The 18515-nt window shown below is 56.4% G+C and carries 14 protein-coding genes; 4 read left to right on the forward strand and 10 right to left on the reverse strand.

Features of this window, described 5'->3' with window-relative positions; genetic code table 11:
• Position 1 precedes the first annotated feature (1 nt).
• Positions 2 to 619, reverse strand: coding sequence for a hypothetical protein (locus KF752_03715; GenBank protein ID MBX3420644.1), 618 nt, complete (start codon positions 617 to 619; stop codon positions 2 to 4).
• On the reverse strand, positions 616 to 1086 hold the full coding sequence (locus tag KF752_03720; GenBank protein MBX3420645.1) for a hypothetical protein: 471 nt from the start codon (positions 1084 to 1086) through the stop codon (positions 616 to 618). Before KF752_03720 ends, KF752_03715 begins: the two co-directional genes overlap by 4 nt.
• Positions 1087 to 1460: 374 nt before the next feature.
• Between KF752_03720 and KF752_03725 the strand changes: the two genes are divergently transcribed.
• The 3 genes from KF752_03725 to KF752_03735 all read left to right on the forward strand — a co-directional run bounded on the left by KF752_03725 (position 1461) and on the right by KF752_03735 (position 4633).
• Positions 1461 to 2534, forward strand: coding sequence for a DUF1611 domain-containing protein (locus KF752_03725; protein ID MBX3420646.1), 1074 nt, complete (start codon positions 1461 to 1463; stop codon positions 2532 to 2534).
• Between the two features lie 55 nt (positions 2535 to 2589).
• On the forward strand, positions 2590 to 4038 hold the full coding sequence (locus KF752_03730; GenBank protein ID MBX3420647.1) for a hypothetical protein: 1449 nt from the start codon (positions 2590 to 2592) through the stop codon (positions 4036 to 4038).
• Between the two features lie 232 nt (positions 4039 to 4270).
• On the forward strand, positions 4271 to 4633 hold the full coding sequence (locus KF752_03735) for a hypothetical protein (protein MBX3420648.1): 363 nt from the start codon (positions 4271 to 4273) through the stop codon (positions 4631 to 4633).
• A gap of 5 nt (positions 4634 to 4638) precedes the next feature.
• Here the strand turns inward: KF752_03735 and KF752_03740 are convergent, their stop codons facing one another.
• The 5 genes from KF752_03740 to KF752_03760 form a co-directional block, all read right to left on the reverse strand.
• On the reverse strand, positions 4639 to 5193 hold the full coding sequence (locus KF752_03740; GenBank protein MBX3420649.1) for a type 1 glutamine amidotransferase: 555 nt from the start codon (positions 5191 to 5193) through the stop codon (positions 4639 to 4641).
• 34 nt (positions 5194 to 5227) lie between these two features.
• A complete protein-coding gene (locus KF752_03745) occupies positions 5228 to 6196 on the reverse strand; it encodes a type II secretion system F family protein (GenBank protein ID MBX3420650.1) in 969 nt (322 codons plus the stop codon).
• A 2-nt stretch (positions 6197 to 6198) separates the two neighbouring features.
• Complete coding sequence (locus tag KF752_03750; protein ID MBX3420651.1) at positions 6199 to 7161, reverse strand: type II secretion system F family protein; 963 nt, start codon at positions 7159 to 7161, stop codon at positions 6199 to 6201.
• A gap of 35 nt (positions 7162 to 7196) precedes the next feature.
• Positions 7197 to 8516, reverse strand: a complete 1320-nt coding sequence (locus KF752_03755; GenBank protein ID MBX3420652.1) for a CpaF family protein — start codon at positions 8514 to 8516, stop codon at positions 7197 to 7199.
• A gap of 201 nt (positions 8517 to 8717) precedes the next feature.
• Entirely contained in the window at positions 8718 to 9539 is an 822-nt protein-coding gene (locus KF752_03760) for a hypothetical protein (protein MBX3420653.1), read from the reverse strand.
• Between the two features lie 106 nt (positions 9540 to 9645).
• Between KF752_03760 and KF752_03765 the strand changes: the two genes are divergently transcribed.
• A complete protein-coding gene (locus tag KF752_03765) occupies positions 9646 to 11001 on the forward strand; it encodes a dihydroorotase (GenBank protein MBX3420654.1) in 1356 nt (451 codons plus the stop codon).
• A gap of 4 nt (positions 11002 to 11005) precedes the next feature.
• On the opposite strand, the gene cysK is transcribed toward KF752_03765, so the two are convergent.
• The 3 genes from cysK to KF752_03780 form a co-directional block, all read right to left on the reverse strand.
• Complete coding sequence (gene cysK / locus KF752_03770) at positions 11006 to 11947, reverse strand: cysteine synthase A (GenBank protein ID MBX3420655.1); 942 nt, start codon at positions 11945 to 11947, stop codon at positions 11006 to 11008.
• Positions 11948 to 12297: 350 nt separating this feature from the next.
• A complete protein-coding gene (locus tag KF752_03775) occupies positions 12298 to 13533 on the reverse strand; it encodes an 8-amino-7-oxononanoate synthase (protein ID MBX3420656.1) in 1236 nt (411 codons plus the stop codon).
• Positions 13520 to 17119, reverse strand: coding sequence for a discoidin domain-containing protein (locus KF752_03780; GenBank protein MBX3420657.1), 3600 nt, complete (start codon positions 17117 to 17119; stop codon positions 13520 to 13522). The genes KF752_03775 and KF752_03780 overlap by 14 nt, the downstream gene beginning before the upstream one ends.
• Positions 17120 to 18515 lie beyond the last annotated feature (1396 nt).

Below are 18515 nucleotides of genomic sequence, written 5' to 3' on the forward strand. Positions count from 1 at the left end.
ATTATTCGTTGGTCTGATGAAACTGCGCCGACAACGCCTCGGCGGCTGAGGAGGTCAATTTATGTAGGCCACTCAAGTGAACGATCAGCGTTTCTCCCACTAGGCTGGCCTTGCCGAAAACGACGACGTTTTGGTTCTTGGATAGTCCTAACAGCTTATCCGCCGAACGCGGGACGATCATGCCAGCTTCATCGGTCACTTGCACTACAGAAAACTTGGCGTTCTTCAGCTCGCGACGACAGAACGGACAATCGCCTGGATCTTCGTGATTATGTCCTGGCTTAGGCAGCTCAATAATGGTGAACACCGCCTGTTGAGGATCAAACGGACTCATTCCATCGGCGTAAATGCGACCAGCAATGGTAACGCTTTGGTCTGGCTGAAAAGCCTGATAGGCGTCACGAATTGCGCGAATGTCCGTTGGCTGCTCGGCCACCAGCAATCGCTGCTGATACTGCTGACTGAGTGCATCGCTGCCGTTCTGGGAACCACTCCAGCATCCAGCCAGCAATAGCGGCACTGTCAGGTAGGTCAGAGCCAGACAGTGCCGGAGCGTGCGTGGCCGCCGATCGCTAGTGGATCGCTCACAGAGCGGAGCGTGATGCCCTGGCTGCCTCATGGCAGCAACCCCTTCAGCTCCTGCAGTGCTCCGTCAATCACGCGACTGATCTCGGCAAAATCGGCCTCCGGACCACCGTGCAACTGGTCATCCAACTTCCCGAATTCATCGAACATCTTCTCCAGGCACGCCTGGATGCTCGATTTGGCTTCATCCGAGAGCCCGGCGTCGTTCTTAACAAGGTCCGGTAATACCCCCTCCAAGATATGGCCGACTTCGTGCAATTGATCGTGAGCAGCGTCGGGGTCGCCCTTTTCAAAAGCAGCCCTAATCTCTCCAAACAGCTTGCCGATAACCTCCTGTCCCTCCGCCAGACTCTGTGGATGATCGTGGTCCCCATGCTCGTGGTCGTGATTGGCACCGGTAGCGCTCGAGCCCGCTGCCGGGTCGCTGCTAGCCGGTTGGCAACCACACAAAACCAAGCTACCCAGAGCCAAGCCTATCAAAAGTCCCGAAAGCGATTTCATGTGATACTCCAAAGATTTCAGAATGGAAGTGGTTGATTCGCAGGCGGCGCACTGGCCGATTTCAGAACTAAGCTTCGACGCTACCTGACCGACTGTCAATCCCCGCGTTCGCTGCTGCGGACAAGCGTCCATCATTTACAGGCTAAGTGCGATTGGTGAAAATGGTAAACGTTCATGCGATTCGTAGGGCGTGACAAGTGGGGCTGATGAAATTCGTGGCGAATTCGACAGCAGGTAGTTGGTAACGGAGTTCACGTAAATGTATTGGCATGGAGCCCGCACCGACCCACCTCAAATTGAACGATGACGAAAATGCCACAGCTGGCAATGATGCTATCTACGTTACTCACAACTTAAGATGAAATCGAGTGTTCATGAGCGCTTCTGCCTGGACCCCACTACCCCAACATCACCGCATTGCACTGCTGACGGATGGTTTTTCGTCCCCGCAATACGCCAAAACAGCGATCAGCCTCCTGAAATATCGCCCCAATGACATCGTGGCCGTGATTGATCAACAGTTGGCCGGCAAGATGGCCGACGAGTTGTTCGGCATGGGCCAGGGGGTACCCGTGGTGGCCGGATTGGAGAAAATTGCCCAGTGCGACGCGATCTACTTGGGCATCGCGACCGCTGGCGGTCAAATGCCCGAAACTTGGCGACCACTGATCTGCCAAGCGATCGAGCGCAAGATCGATATCGTATCGGGTCTTCACGAATTCCTGGTTGAAGACCCGCAATACGTACAGCTTGCCTCCATCTCAGGCAGCCGGTTGGTCGACGTACGTCGCAACCGTTTCAAAACCACAGCCCGGGGACTCCAGTTCCGTCCGCAGTGCATTCGCGTACATTCGGTCGGCAGCGATTGCAGCATTGGCAAGATGGTAACAACGCTGGAAGTAGAGCAGCAGTTGCAACAGCGCGGCTATCGCGCCAAGTTTATCGCTACCGGACAAACTGGCATCATGATCACCGGGCAAGGTGCTCCAATCGACTGCGTGGTGTCCGACTTTGTTAATGGTGCCATTGAAGGACTGGTGGCCGAGCATCAGGATCATGACTTTTTATTGATCGAAGGGCAGGGCAGCATATCGCACCCGGCGTTCTCGGCTGTTACATCCGGTCTACTACACGGCTGTGCACCGCAAGGTTTGATCTTCTGCTACGAAGCCGGACGAACGCACGTCAAAGGCTTGCCGACCATTCCGCTGGCTCCGATGGAGGATCAGATGGCGGCGCTGTTGGCGATGGCGAACCTGCGATCCCCGTGCCAGTTCGTGGGCCTAAGCATTAACACTCGTAGCCTCACAGATCGGGCGGCCAATGACGAAGTGGCTGGGGCCGAAGATCGCTTTGGATTGCCAGCCTGCGATGTCTATCGTCATGGGGCTGGCAAGCTGGCCGATGCCTGCGAGGAACTACGAAAGTCGCTGTTGGGAAAGCCTTAGCTGGCAGTCATCCCGTCGCAACAGAACACCGAATGCTTCACTCGAAAGACGACCTATGAATAGCCAATTGCGACGCCATTTCTTGCGACAGTCCGCCTGGTTAACATCCGCTGGCCTTTTAGCTCGGCCGCTGTGGCTGGGTGCTCAAGAACCTCAAGTGGTAGCCGACGCTCAGGACACCAAGGCAGCGACTGCACCGCCCAGCCTGAAGATCGCTCCGTTTCGATTCGACGTTACACCACCGTTGGGACATGCGCTGTGCGGCGGATGGATCAAGCCTGTGCTAGCGGTAGATGATCCTTTGGAAGCGATCGGTTACGTGCTGCTGGGGGCTGGCCAGCCCATCGTTGTCTGCTCGGTCGACTGGACCGGCCTGCTGAATGAGGCCCATGGAGCATGGTGTACCGCGCTGGCTCAGGCAGCGGGAACGACGCCGCAGCGCGTCGCCGTGCAGTGCGTTCACCAGCACGACGCTCCCTTTGCTTGCCTGGAGGCGCAGCGCATCGTTGCAGTGCACAGCGATCTGCCTTCGATGCTGGACGTCGATTTTTTCAAACGCTGTTTGGAGGCGGGACAATCCGCTATTGAAACAGCGCTCACGCAGCCGATCGAAGTCACTCACATCGCCTGCGCACAAGCTGCCGTCGATCGTGTGGCCAGCAACCGTCGGCTGATCAACCTGCAAGGCCGCACCAGCAACATGCGCGGCAGCGCCTCGCGCGATCCCACCCACCAGCGATATCCCGAAGGCTTGATCGATCCCTATCTCAAGTCGGTGGCTTTCTACCACGGCGATCGCCAAGTCTTAGCCTGCCACTACTACGCTTGCCATCCCATGAGCTACTACGGCCGCGGCCAGGTGAGTTCTGACTTTTGCGGACTGGCGCGTAAGCGTCTGCAGGCCGAGCAGCCCGATTGTACACATCTGTACTTCAATGGTTGCGGAGGCAATATCGGGGCAGGCCGCTACAACGATGCCTCAGAAGCCATGCGGCCCGTACTCAGCGATCGAATGTATCAAGCCCTGGTTGCCTCGCAAAGTCAACTGCAACCGCAGCCCGTGAGCGCCTGTCACTGGACCACTCAAGACATTCTGCCTCGGCCGCTGGAGAGTTGGAACGAAGACGATTTGCTAAAACAAATTGCCGACGCCAATCGCAGCGTCGTCGACCGCAATCGGCCCGCTTACATCGTCAGTTGGCTGCGCCGCTTTCAGCAGGGGACACCTATCGTCTTATCGGCATTGCACATCAACGAAGCTTCGCTATTGCATTTGCCATCGGAGTGTTTTGTCGAGTATCAATTGCGCGCCCAGGTCGCCGCTCCCGAGCGTTTCGTTGCCTGTGCTGCCTACGGCGACGGCGGCCCCTGGTACATTCCCACGCGCGAAGCCTACCCGCAAGGCGGCTACGAAGTCAGCGTCGCTTGGTGCGATCCCGAAATAGACTCCACCCTCAGCCACGGCATGGCCCAGTTGCTAGCTCAGACGAGTAGCGACAGCTAGCCAACGCTCGCATGTCAGCAATTTGAGCGGCCGGTGCCGACATTGTTCCCCTAAGAGGCTGGCCGAACGACGAGGGGACAATTTGTGAAGCTCCAAATGCTAGCCATTGGCGTTCGTTGGACTTGACTCAGGCGGCGATGGTGGCCTATGCATCCGTAGGCATCTGCAATAAATGGGCGGATGCGATTGATTTTGATTTGGGCAGCAGTGGGTAGGCCAGAGGAGTTGGATCGTGCGTTCAATACTCAACAGTGGAACAAGTTGCATGTGGCTGATGTGTTGGTCGGCGATCGCGCTGTGCGCAAGTACGGCCAACGCTCAACAATCGACCAGCTTGAACGCTGCCGAACGCTTGGTTGATGCTAGGAACATTGTGCCGCTAATCGATCAGCTCAAGAATGGGCTGCGGGCGACTCAACCCAATCAAGTACACTTCTTGGAGCAGGTTGTGGCCCAGGTCGAACAGGGCAATTTGCCGCGCAGCCTGGTCAACTTGACCTACCGCTGGGCACTGCAGCGACATCCGCGCGTACCGTTTCCGTATTTTGAAACCGCCATGCGCGAGTTGGCGAAGCGTCGCGGAGTTATGCTATAGCAACTTCAAGCCATGCGATATTGGCTGATGACCTCGATCATGGCCTTGGCGAATTGTGGAAGGTCGTCTGGCTTGCGACTGGAAACAAAATGGCGATCAACGACCACGGGCGCATCCACCCAAATGGCACCGGCGTTTTCAAGATCGTCTTTGATACCCAGCGATCCAGTGACGCGCACTCCACGATAAACGCCGGCCGATATAGCCATCCAGCCACCATGGCAGATTGCGGCGACGCATTTGCCGGCGGTCGCAAATTCCTGTATCAATGATTTGACTTTTGAATCGCGACGGAGTTTATCGGGCATGAAGCCGCCAGGTAGCAGCAACCCGTCAAACGATGCCGACTGACAGTCGGCGATGGCGATATCGGCTGGGCAGGGATAGCCATGTTTGCCAACATAATGACCGCCTGCAATTGGCCCGGCTACCACGACCTCAGCTCCAGCTTCGATCAGCCGCAGCTTGGGGTACCAGAGCTCCAAGTCTTCATAGATGTCATCCACCAGCGTCAGTACGCGAGCACCATGCAACTGCGACACGACCAATCCTCTTTTCATTAAGATGGTTCAGCGCAGCAGCAGCAACTGCTGCTTACTTACCTTCCATCATCGGCAACATTTCGCGAGCCATTTGCAGGCCGGCGGGTCCCACCAAAACTACGAAGATACCGGGGAAGATGAAGAGCACCAGCGGAAAAATCATTTTTACGGCCGTCTTGGCGGCTTTTTCCTCAGCGATCTGCTGACGACGGACGCGCATCGCATCGCTTTGGACGCGCAGGGCGTTGGCGATACTCGAACCAAATTTGTCGGCCTGGATCAAGATATTGGCCAATGCTCGCAGTTCGTCCACGCCGGTGCGTGCTCCCAAGTCTACTAAAACTTGATTGCGAACGCGTCCCATTTGCAATTGCAGGTTACACAGGGAAAACTCGTCGGCAATCACGCGATAACTCTTTTGCATTTCTGAGGCCACTTTGCGCATAGCTTGGTCCAATCCCAATCCGGCTTCAACGCACACGACCATCAAGTCCAGGGCGTCGGGCAATCCCAAGAACACCTGTTGTTTGCGACGTTTTTGCAGGAACGCCAAACCCAGGATCGGTAGATAAAATCCAATAGCCCCAATAACGAAGGTGCGAATTCCTGCGGTGGTGGTAATGCCGTACGAGAACAGTGAGATCCCCCCCCCGAGAGCCAGGAACACCAGCGAGCACGTAACGCGCAGTGCCAAGAAACTGAGTGGAGCTGATTCGCTACGAAAGCCAGCTTCAGTCAACGTTTGTCGCAGCTTGCCCATCTCCGCTTCGGTCTTGGGCGTTAACGGCTTGGCCAAAGTGGGTGAAGCCATTTCCAGAGCTTTGGAGATCGCTTCGGACTTCTTTTCCGTGCCTTTGGCAATCGCCTTGCGCGGGTCGCTGAGCGCCTGCAACCGCGATTCCGTGCGATCCCGTTCATCGTTGAAAAAGAAACTCAGCACCAGCCAAGCCAAAGCCCCACAGGCCACAAACACGGCCACCGCAGCAACCAGTCCCATCGGAATTTCGAATCCAGCCACCATGATTAAACCCTAATATTGATAATCTTGCGGATGACAAGTGCACCGATCAATTGCATCACTAGCGCAAACGCCAGCAATTTTTTGCCGTCTTCGTCGCGGAACAGAACCATGGCGTAATCGTAGTTCAGATACAGCATCACGAGGAACAACACAGGCGGCAGACCCAACAGCACAATACCTGACAATCGTCCTTCGCCCGTCAGTGCTTGAATTTGGCCAGCCAGCTTGAATCGTTCGCGAATCAATCGGCCGATCTTGTCCAGAATTTCTGACAAATCACCGCCGGTTTGACGTTGCAGGGTGACCGCCGTAACGAAGAAGCGCAAATCCATATTTGGAACGCGAATCGTCATCTGTTCCATGGCTTCGTCCAGCGACAGACCGAAATTCTGCTCGTCGTAGACGCGCGCGAATTCAGTTCCTAGTGGAGCTGGCATTTCACTGCCTACCAAGCCAACCCCCGAGGCCAATGAATGGCCCGCACGCAACGACCGGCTGAGCAACTCCAGAGCCTCTGGCAACTGCTTTGTAATTAAAGCCAGCCGTTTTGAACGGCGAATCATGAGCCAGAAAAATGGTAAGCTACTGAGTGCCAATCCGAAGAATGGGAACAAAAGCTTTGGGAGCGGTGAAGCGATGCAGATCGCCGAGCCCACGGCTGCAGCACCAACGCAGATCGTCAAGAATTGGGAGCCGGTAAGTTTGACGTCGGCTTGTTCCATCAGTGCCGAGACGTTGCCGAAGCGACCCAAAAACTCGTCCGCCAGCGACTTTGTTTCATCTAGCGCCGTTCGAGTCAACATCTTTGGCTTGTCGCCCTCAATGCCGCTCTTGCGGCTTGCGGTGAGCGCCGCTAGCCGGTCTTCAGTTCGTTGGTCCTCCGCTGGACGCAAGGCAAAAGCCAGTCCGCCAATGAGCGCGGTCACACCCAGCCCCACAGAAACAATCAAGATGATTGGTAACATTCTTTGCTCCTCAGTGTTTCTGGCAGGCAAGCGAATTAGGCGTTGAGCAGCACTCGTTCACGGAAAGTAGTGGCCGGCAAACGCACCCCTGCCTGTTCCAGTCGATGCATAAAGCTGGGTCGCACTCCAGTGCTAATGAAGTGCCCGTGGGCTTTGCCATCTTCGCCAATGCCGTTTTGTACAAAGCGGAAGATGTCTTGCATGACAACGGTATCACCTTCCATGCCAGTAATTTCGGTGATGTGCGTGACGCGCCGCGGTCCACCCTGCAAGCGGTTAGCTTGAATTAGCAGATGTACCGCGCTGGACAGTTGCTGACGAATTGCCTTGATTGGCAAGTCAAATCCCGCCATCATCACCAGCGTTTCCAGACGCGCCACACCGTCGCGCGGGTTGTTAGCGTGAATCGTCGTCAACGATCCGTCGTGGCCAGTATTCATGGCTTGCAACATGTCCAGCGTTTCGCCACCACGACACTCACCGATGATGATGCGCTCGGGTCGCATACGCAAAGCGTTCTTCACCAAGTCTGTAGCTGTGACAGCCCCCGTGCCTTCGATGTTAGGCGGTCGCGTTTCCAATCGCACGACGTGATCTTGCTGCAACTGCAACTCCGCTGCGTCTTCGATGGTTACGATCCGCTGATCGTTGGGAATAAAGCTGCTGAGCGTGTTTAACAGAGTGGTTTTACCGGAACCGGTACCACCGCAGATGATCATGTTCAAGCGCGCTTTGATGCAGCCTTCGAGCAGCATCACCATCTCGGGTGTGAGCGCTTTGAAATTCAGCAAGTCTTCCAGCTTGAGCGGGTTCGAACCGAATCGGCGAATCGAAACAGCGGCCCCATCCAGGGCCAAGGGTGGAATAATCGCGTTGACGCGCGAGCCGTCTTCCAAACGAGCGTCAACCATCGGGCAGGTTTCGTCAACACGGCGACCCACCTTCGACACGATGCGGTCGATAATCTGCATCAAGTGCGCGTTGTCGCGGAATTCAACGCCGGTCAGCATCAATTTGCCGCCTTTTTCAACGTAAATCTGCTTGGGTCCGTTGATCATGATATCGCTGACGTGCGGATCCTTGAGGATCAGCTCCAGCGGCCCCAAGCCAAACGTTTCGTCCAACACCTCTTCGATAACGCGGTCGCGTTCGGAGCGGTTGAGCAGTGTGTTTTCTGCGTCGCACAGGTGCTCGACCACCATGCGAATCTCGCGGCGCAATTGTTCACCCTTCAAATCACCCACGCGCGTTAGATCGAGCTTGTCCACCAGTTTGTTGTGGATACGACGCTTGATCTGTTCAAATTCTTCGGCTCGATTGGATGCCTGCGAACGCATCGGTGCAGCAGAGTTCATTGGAATATCCTGTTGTGCGATTGGAGTTGCCGTAATCCGTCATTGCCTGACAACAGGCGCATGGCGATCGACCGGCGAGGGCCTGATTGCGCAGGCTGACGGAACTGTCAAAATCTAGCGAATACAGAAAATCCGCTGTCGAAACTTAGGTCACAGAACCGCAACCACAGAATGGCCGTCTGAGCCTTTGCCGAAATTGAGCTAAGGTTGAGCCTGAAGATCGTTATTGTCCGTCTGATCGAACCGCTGCATCAGGTAGACGCGCGCGGTATCCTTCATATAACCGGAAATATCGCGCCGCTGGCTGCGGCGCAGGAATTCAGCAGCTCGATCCGTTTGGCCCAATGCGTCGTAGTATAAACCGATATACAGTTCGGCGTAAAACAGTGCTGCCTCGCGCTGTGGACTCTCGGCGACCTGCTCGTTGGCGACCGCCAACACGGCCTGGGGTCCAATTTCCTGCTGAAGCATTTTCAGAATACTCATCATCGGCGGACGACGATCACCACGGCTAGGGATCAATTTGAGTTGAGCAGTGGCAACATCGTGCGCTTTGGCCAGACACAGAAAATACCAAGCCGAATTCTCAACGTCGTCAGGGTTGACCTGGTGATGACTTTGAAACTGCTCGGCGCCGCGTTCAAATTCTCCGCAGGTGGCCAACGCGATTCCTCGCTGCCAATTGTGCGCAGCCCGTTGCGGATCAAGCTGATTGGCGCGATCAAACAGCGGCAGACTCGCGTGTGGTTGTCCAGCACAATAGATCAATTCGGCTGCGCGCTGCTGGACGCGGGCATCATCGGGCATCTGCCCAGCCGCGTGCTTGGCCAGAGCGACTGCCTGTTGGTAATCTTGGCTGTTCAGCGCGCGCGCCGCCATGCGCAGCGACTCGCCAGCCCGCTGTTGGACCGTAGCGTCGTCGGCTCTCGCGGGAGCGGTAAGCGTCCCCAGTACTGCAGATACCCCACTGACTATGCCAATGAAATAACATAGGCGGCACTTGGCCCCGATTTGGAACTGCATCACCCGGCCCCCTCATTCAAGAAACGCTTCGGCTACGTTATACCATGGATACGGCGGCTACGTTGAATATGGTAGTTACAGCATACTCGATTCACCCTCAAAGAACATGTCTCACCGATTGCTCGTTCGCGGCGCTCAAGTCGTCCTGCCTGGGTCTGTTGCCGAAACCAATGTGTTGATTCAGGACTCTCGAATTCTGGCTATTGATGCCTCTGACCAGACTATGGCCGACGAGGTGCTTGAAGCGCAAGGCCTGACATTGCTACCGGGAGTCATCGACGATCAGGTGCATTTTCGTGAGCCGGGAGCAACTCACAAGGAGGACATTCAGTCTGGCAGTCGAGCGGCGGCAGCCGGTGGCGTAACCACCTTCCTGGAAATGCCCAATACTTCGCCCCCCGCCACGAACCTAGACGCACTCCGCTGGAAATATCAGCGGGCCTCCGAAGTCAGCCATGTCAATTATGGCTTCTACATTGGTGCCACCGAGAATAACCTGGACCAGCTCAAACAGGCCGACTTCGCGCCGGGGATTAAGATCTTCATCGGCTCTAGCACCGGCGATTTGCTGGTCGATAGCCAGTCGGCGCTTGAAGCGATTTTTGCAGAAACCCAGCTGCCCATTTGCGCGCATTGCGAAGACGAATCGACTGTTCGCGCTAACCGCCAGGCGTTAGGCGATCGGTTGACTGTTGCCGATCATTCACGGATTCGCGACATCCGCGCAGCGGTTATTGCTACACGGCGCGCGGTCGATTTGGCCGTGCGTCACAAGCATCGTTTTCATGTGCTGCATGTCAGTACGGCCGACGAAATTCCCATTATCGCCGACGGCAAGCCATGGGTCACTGCTGAAGCCTGTCCGCATCATTGGCTGTTTTCCACGGAAGACTATGCGCGGCTAGGTAGCTTGGTGCAGATGAATCCGTCAATCAAGCCGCCCGAGCATCCTCCGCAAATTTGGCAGGCGCTGTTGGACGACAAAATTCAAGTTATCGCGACCGATCATGCGCCGCATCTACTGGATGAAAAATCGCAGCCTTATCCACAGTCCCCCAGCGGATTGCCGGCCGTCGAAAACAGCTTGGCGCTGCTGCTGGACCAGCACAACCAGGGGCGCTGCTCGCTGACTCAAATCGCTCATTGGATGTCAGACGCTCCGGCTCGCGTGTGGGGATTGGTTGGCAAAGGCCGTATCGCGGTAGGTTACGATGCCGACCTAGTGCTGGTGGATCTGAAGTCCCGTCAGACTATCGACAATGCGCAACAATACGCGCGCTGTGGTTGGAGTCCCTGGCACGGCGTCACCTTGCAGGGCTGGCCTGTGCGAACCATCGTCTGCGGACGAACTGTATTTGACCGTGGCCAGTTTACGGTGCCCCCCGCCGGACGCGCCGTCACCTGCGACCATAGTCGAGGCGGTTACTGGAATACGCCGGACGGCATTGGCACGCTGGATTGACGTTTTACGTTCCCAAGTCGCCGAACAACGGCGTCGAGAGGTAGCGTTCGCCCAGGCTGGCCATGATGGTCACGATGCGCTTGCCTTTGAATTCTGGACGGGCGGCGACTTGAGCAGCGGCCCACATATTGGCTCCGCTGCTGATGCCAGCCACAATGCCCTCGCTCTTGGCCAATCGACGCCCCCACTCAAATGCATCTTCGTCGTCCACCTGCACAATGTCATCCACCAGCGACGTATCGAGATTCTTGGGAATGAACCCGGCACCAATTCCTTGAATGCGATGCTTGCCAGGAGCTCCACCGCTGATCACCGGGCTGTGCTTGGGCTCGACCGCAATCGCCTTGAAGTTCGGGTTCAGTTTCTTGATGTATCGGGCAACGCCAGTAATCGTGCCACCGGTTCCGACGCCCGCCACAATGGCATCGATATTCTGAGCACAGTCTTCCCAAATTTCGGGACCCGTTGTTCGCTCATGAATGGCTGGATTCGCTGGATTCTCGAACTGCTGAGGCATAAAGCCATTTGCATCCTGGTTGACTAACTCGTTGGCGCGCGCTATCGCTCCACGCATGCCTTCAGCCGCTGGCGTCAGTACGAGGTTGGCGCCCATTGCCTTGAGCAACGTTCGTCGTTCGACCGACATGCTTTCAGGCATGGTCAGCGTCAGTCGATAGCCTTTAGCGGCGCATACAAAAGCCAGGGCAATACCGGTGTTGCCACTAGTCGGCTCGATGATGTGAGTGTCGCGCGTAATCTTGCCGTCATGCTCGCCCGCCTCGATCATCGCTGCCCCAATACGATCCTTGACGCTGTTGAGCGGTTGAAAAAACTCGCATTTGGCAAATACCGTAGCGCCGCCTTCAGGCACCAAGCGGTTGATGCGAATCATGGGGGTATCGCCAATGGCTTGCGATGCGTTTTCGTACAGCTTTTTTCGAGACATCACTAGTTCCTGTCGTAGTTCATCGGAAAGTTATCAGACGGATATCGCTCACAGCTTCGATCACCAAGCTGTAGCTACGGTCGCCAGAGAGTGGAGTTTTACCCCTCCCCACTTTCTGGCCAGCGTCGCTACCTGTGCTGGCTAGTGCTACCATCCGGCCTGTCGAGTGCCAATATGGTAGCGTTAATCGCCGCCGGTGTTGAGTACAACTGAACCATCTAACACGGCGTTTTGCGCGCATTTGAGCCGGCGGCAATTGAAAAACTACCGTAGCGGCACCACCGTCGCCAGACGGTGGATGCCGAACGAGACCGCGGATGCCGAGCAAGACCACGCTCTGGCGACGGTAGTTACGTTTCTGCCGCTGGCAATGAGGCGTTATTGCCCAGCGCCAGGCACAGTCGATCGATATCTTGCCGCCGGTGATTGGCAGATAGGCTGATCCTGAGGCGACTGGTGTTCTCAGGCACCGTCGGCGGGCGAATGGCCGGTACATAGATTCCCTGTCGTGCCAGTTGTCCAGACAGACCCACGGCCCGCCACGCATCGCCTACAACCAGCGGCACAATGGGGCTCCGGCCGGGTGATACTGGCCACCCCATGGCTGACAGCTTGTCGCGCAAATACCGAGCCAAATCCAGGAGCTGCTGTCGTTCTACAGTCAACTTCGGTAGCAACTCTGCTGCCGCTAGACTAGCCGCCATTGCGGCGGCAGGTGGAGCGGTGCTGAATATGTAGCTGCGGCAACGATTGACCAGATGTTGCACAGCCCAGCGACTACCGGCTGCATAACCGCCCAGGCCTCCCAAGGCTTTGCTGAGTGTTCCAAGTTTCAATAAAACTCGGCCGGTCAGCTCTAGCTCCTCCAGCAATCCACTGCCACGTTGGCCAAATAGGCCAACCGCGTGCGCTTCGTCGACAACTAACCCGCAATCGAAGCGCTCGGCCAACTCAGCAATTTGCACCAGCGGTGCCTCGTCTCCATCCATGCTGAAGACCGATTCAGTTACAATCAGTGCTCGCGAGTGGTTCCTTCGATGTTCCAACAACAACTGCTCGAGCTGCCCGACATGGCAGTGCGGATAGATGATGCGGCAAGCGCGGCTCAACCGCATTCCGTCGATCAGGCTGGCGTGGTTCAGCTGGTCGCTCAACACGAGGCAGTCCCGGTCCAGCCAAGCCGACAAGCTGCCCACGTTGGCAGCATAGCCGGAGGAAAACACCAAGCTCTCCTGCGTGCCGCACAATTCGGCCAACTGTCTCTCCAACTGTGCATGCAGCTCTGAATACCCGCTGAGCACGGGGCTGGCACCGCTGCCCCAGCCGTGTTCCAGCAGCCCGCACCGGGCGGCTTCGATTACCTGCGGATGTCGCCTCAGCCCCAGATAATCGTTGTTGCCAAAGTCAAGCGGCTCGGCGCCATCCTCAGTTACATGCCAATTGCGCAACAACCCGCCGCGCACTCTCAGCAGGTCGTGTTGCTGAAGCGCGTCCAACCCCTGCGCGAAATGTTTCAACCATGAACTGTTCACATCTTGCGCAGCGGCATCCGCCTTGGTCGCTCGACTGTGACTAACGTTTGCCATAGATGACGACTTGGTTGAGATGAAAGGTGCCGTCACCATCCAAACCGATCTTAACGAATCTTGCCCGCGTTCCCGCCGGCAGGTCGACCGCATAGTTCTCGGCTGGTTCGACGCTCTTCCATACTTGCTGCCACTGCTGACCGTCGTCCGATATCCACACAGCCAAGTTTTTGGCCCGCGCATAAAACTGAGAATTACGACGATTCTCAATGGCGATGTGACCAACATGTCCGGATTCCGCTAGGCGAATTACAATCGCCGGAGAGGAACTGGACTGCTCGCTCGAATGGAAGGCAAACTCGCGCTTGGTTGCGTCCACGGCGCTGAGCAGCAGTGCCGAATGCTTCATCCAATGAGCCGGAAAATCGGCCGGGTAGGCGACCTCTGCCGCACGCGAAATCTCAATCAATTCGCCGTGATTGCGCAGCGGCCCTTGATCGGCCAGAGCCGTCTGCGTCCAACCGTCAATGACGACAGGCGTTGGAGCGTCCAGCGATGAAAGATAGGTAATCAAGTCCAGGAATTCGATTGGCGCAATGGTCTTGGCCAAACCTTCAGGCATCGAACTGGCTTTCAGATCCGTCCGCCGCTCGATGCTGTCCATGGGCACGACAACCTCCTTGCCCTTGCCGTCCTGCGTGGCAACGCCCAATATCAATGCTTGCGGCGATTCGCGCAGAATGAAGCCGTTGATCACTTCACCGTCGACCGTCAGTACTTGAACTGTCTCGTAGCCCTTGGCAATTTCGGCGTTGGGATCCAGCGTGTGTCGAATTATGTCTTCTTTGGAGAATCTCGCACCGACCATATCCAGGCGAGGGCCAAACTCCTGACCGGCATTACCGATGCGATGGCAACCGGCACACACACGCGAAAACACGACCTGGCCACGTCCAGCGTCACCACCTGAAATGCGCCCCAGGGCGCGCATGGCGGCACGGCGCTTGTGACCAGGCAGTTGTGGATCTTCGGCGTCCTTCAGCGGCTTGACCGCATCGCCACCGGGACCAGTCTGCAACTTGAAATCATCATAGTACCGGCGCAAATTGGGAGCATCTGCCAAAAAATCGCCACGTTGTAAAGCGGCGTCGACGTGCGGACGCAAAGCTTGCAAAGTATGCTCCAGCGTGTATTCGATCCAGTAATCCAGCGGATGCTGCGTGACTTCCAGAGCAGCCCGAGCTGCCTCGGCGGACTGCAGATAACTCAGGCCGCGCACCGCCTCCAGTCGCACTCTGGGCTCCGGATCATGGACGGCGCGCTTGAGCACCTGCAGTGTAGGCTCAAAGCGCAGGAACTCGTTGGACACGCAATGTACGGCCGCCGCCCGCGCCCGCATTTCGTCGCTCGCCAGGATGCGGTCCACCAGTTTTGGATCCAGTTGCCGGAAACTCTCTTGCAGCCACAGCGCCTCACACAATTTGTTGGGCGATGAGTCCGCGGCGGCGATCCAGCGATCGACAGCAGCTAGGACTTGGGGCTTGGGTCGGGCCCGCAATTCACGCCGCGCGCGATATCGAGTTCTCGGTTCATACTCTTCCAACTGCTCCAATAACACCTCGATGGATTGGCCGTGTTGTAACACCGGCTCGAGCAGTGGCTTCGGCCTGTAAACCAGGCGGTACATACGGCCGTGCTGATGATCGCGATTAGGATCGCGCTGCGAATATTGCATGTGTCCGATCAGCGCGTTGCACCAATCGCCAAACCAAATGGCTCCGTCGGGTCCTATTTGTGGATCGATAGGACGGAAGAAATTGTCAGTCGAGTCGATTAAGTCTTCGATTCGCTTGCCCGCGTAACCAGCGGTGTCAGGTTCATCGCCCACCTGGAAGCGCGTCAGCCCGTGCATGTTAATTACGCAGGCATAGATGAATTGTCCTTGTACCTCTTCGGGTAAATGTCGCGACAACAGGAATTCACTGCCGATAACCGGTCGCATGCCTTGATTATCAAAATTCGGTCGCAGGGTGCGTCGCTGCGGAACGTCGTAGCCGGATAGCGGACTGGACCAATGTTGCTGCGCTCCCGTGCCATCGCCGACGGTGCCCATGCCCCAGGGGTCAAATACCATGCACCACGGATTGCCGTAGCCAGGTGTGCGAAAATACTGAAACCGCCAAGAAAGCGGGTCGAGCACGTAGACCCCCGACGGTCCTTTATTGCGAAACGGTCCCCAGGGCGTTTCCATGGTGGTGGACATGGCAATGCCTTCCAGCATGTACAACCGTCCACCGTGCGACCACTCCCAAGCTCCCATCGCGTGGTGCGTATCGTCGGTGGCAATGCCGTCAATGACCTGCGTTACTTCATCGGCGCGATCATCGCCGTCTGTATCGCGCAAAAAAATGATACGCGGTTCGTCTACAACCAGCACGCCATCTTGGTGAAACTCAAAACCGGTTGGACAAATCAACTTGTCATAGAAGGTCTTACAGACATCGGCCCGACCGTCGCCGTTGGTGTCTTCAAAGATCAACAGCTTGTCGCCCGGTTTGGCAGCGCCCGGCAACCATTGAGGATAGTTCACCATGCAAGACACCCACAATCGACCTTTGGTGTCAAAAGCGATTTGCGTGGGGTTGGCCAACTCGGGAAATTCTCGTTCGGATGCAAATAATTGGACTTCGAAGCCCTCCGGTACCTTCATTTGCGCGATCGACTCTTCTGGCGTCGGATACTGCAGCGTCTTAGGCTCGCGCTTATCGCGAAACCCATCATCGCGAGTACCGAACATGGTTTCGGGAATGAAAACTTCGCCGGTTTGCGAATCGTCGGGCTGGTCTGGCACCGGTCGGCCGGCCGCCAAGTCCCAGACGTACTGGTCGCGCACCGCCACCATCTTACGAATCTTCTGGTACTCGCCGGGAAAAGTTTGTGTGTCCCACGTGCGGCGTCCGCCGTATACGTACCAACCGTTTAGCATGCGATAATCTTGTGAGTGATACCACGATTTGTCATTCACCGCCGCCCGCACACGTTCGATCACCGACACATCGGTACCCGTGGGATGTGGTGCAGAAAACAGTTGCTGGTCCATCTGCTGAGCAATCAGACGGTCGCCAGCTTGATTCAGATGAATGCCGTTGATGGTAAATTGCTCGCCAACCCGATCAGCAAAGGCCTCTTGAGTGGGCGTAAATAAGTCGATGTAGGGAACGTTCAACTGCTGTGCCAGAGACTCGATTGCTTCAGCATATTTAGCCAGCACGGCATTTTGAGATTGGCCAGCCGGCAGTAGTTCATTGTTGGTTTGTTCATAGGCGATGGGGCTGACCAGGATGAAGCGCACGGGGCGATCGGGCTTGGCAAAGTCGGCTTGTTTCTTGGCGATCCAATTGCGGTAGTTTTGTTTGAATTGGTCGATAACAGCCGGCGCATCGCCTGCAAAATGCTCATTGAAACCGAAGCAGCAAATAAACAGTTCGGGTCCGAACTCAACTAAGGGATCGTCGATCGTCGTATAGTTGTCTGGCCGCTGTTGATTGCCAACTTCATCGGCCGGCCAACCGAAATTGCGAAACACAAGTTGCTTGTCGGAAAACCGTGTGTGCAACAGCGACTCGAAATACCCGAACAGGTTCATACGCTCGGCCAAACCACCGCCAACCAGCGCGATTCGTTCGTTTTGACGAGGCTCGAAGTTTGCGCTGCCGTCAGCCGGATCTGGCTGCGTGAATTGAGGCCGAAACCTCCAGTCGGGCGATCCCGGTGGGTCTGGTGCACGGGGGCTTTTGCCCAGACCGAAGTCGGCTGGCTTCAAATTCAATTCTGCAAAGTAGTCCTTGTCGCGAATGAAACCATAAAACGATGGGTAAAACGGATCGACGTAAGCCACATCGGCCTCAGCGGGCACTGCGCGGCCGGTCAGGTAATAGGCGGCGTTGACAATCAGTCGCCTCAGATTTTCGTCCACAAAATCTACCGACGCCCCGGCCGTAGTGCAGAACGCGCGGCCCTGTGTGCGGCCGTTTGGGCTCGTGTACCGGTGCAACCAGGCTAGCGGTTGCATGGGATCATTTTTCTTTCCACTGACGTTGGGTGACTGAGGATCAAGCGACTGCGTCACTGCGCCACGCAACAATACTTCATCCGACTCGGTCAGGTGAATCACGCCATATACGTCGGAAGGTGCAAAGAACTGTTTGACTGAGCGTAAGATGGGATGACTCTCTTTACCGGGTTCGAGTACGCTTCGCGCCCCTTGGACCTTGTGAGTCCCGTGATGGCTAACCCATGTTTCGCCTAACACCTTCAGCCCAAATTGGTCATACGGCAATCCACCAAAATCGCCCTGGCCAGTAAACGCATGAGTTGCTGTCCGCGTTCCGATAACCGGCTTGCCAGCGTTCAGAAAATCGGTGATATAACGCGCGTCAGCCGCAGTGGGGGTGCGAAATCGAGTGCCAATCAGCATCAGATCGGCGGTAGCCAGCGTCTCCCAACCGCTAATGCCAGCGCTGTTGTTGGGGTCGATGTAGGCGGCTCCGTCTGGCCCCAAGGCGAACAGCACAGTACATCGGAAGCCGTGCCTCTGGCTCAGCAATTTGGCCAACATCGGCATCGACTCTTCCGTGCGATACTCTTCGTCACCTGCAACTAGCACAATATGTTTGGCGTTCTGGGCACCTGATGGCGGTATAAATTCCAGACGATCGGCGGGAGAGCATTCAGCGATAGTTACCCACGTCAGACCGACGGCCAGGGCTATCGACAACAGCAAAGAACAGCGTTTCATGGGCCTCAAACACCTGTGCAGGAAGGACAACCACTTGGGGGATAGTTCGCGGAGCAACAATAGTACTCGAAGTGCCCAAGGATTCCCAGCAGCGGATCGCCCGCCTGGCCAAGCGTCGCGGCGGCTCGCAAGAATGGAAAATGGCTTGGATACAGCCTCGATGGTGGGGAAAATGGTTCGGAGTTGCTGGTAGAGGCCGCTGCGGGTGCAGCCGCAGTTACTGCCCACTGCGTTTCATGAGGGA

It is taken from the genome of Pirellulaceae bacterium (assembly GCA_019636385.1).
GTDB lineage: Bacteria > Planctomycetota > Planctomycetia > Pirellulales > Pirellulaceae > Aureliella.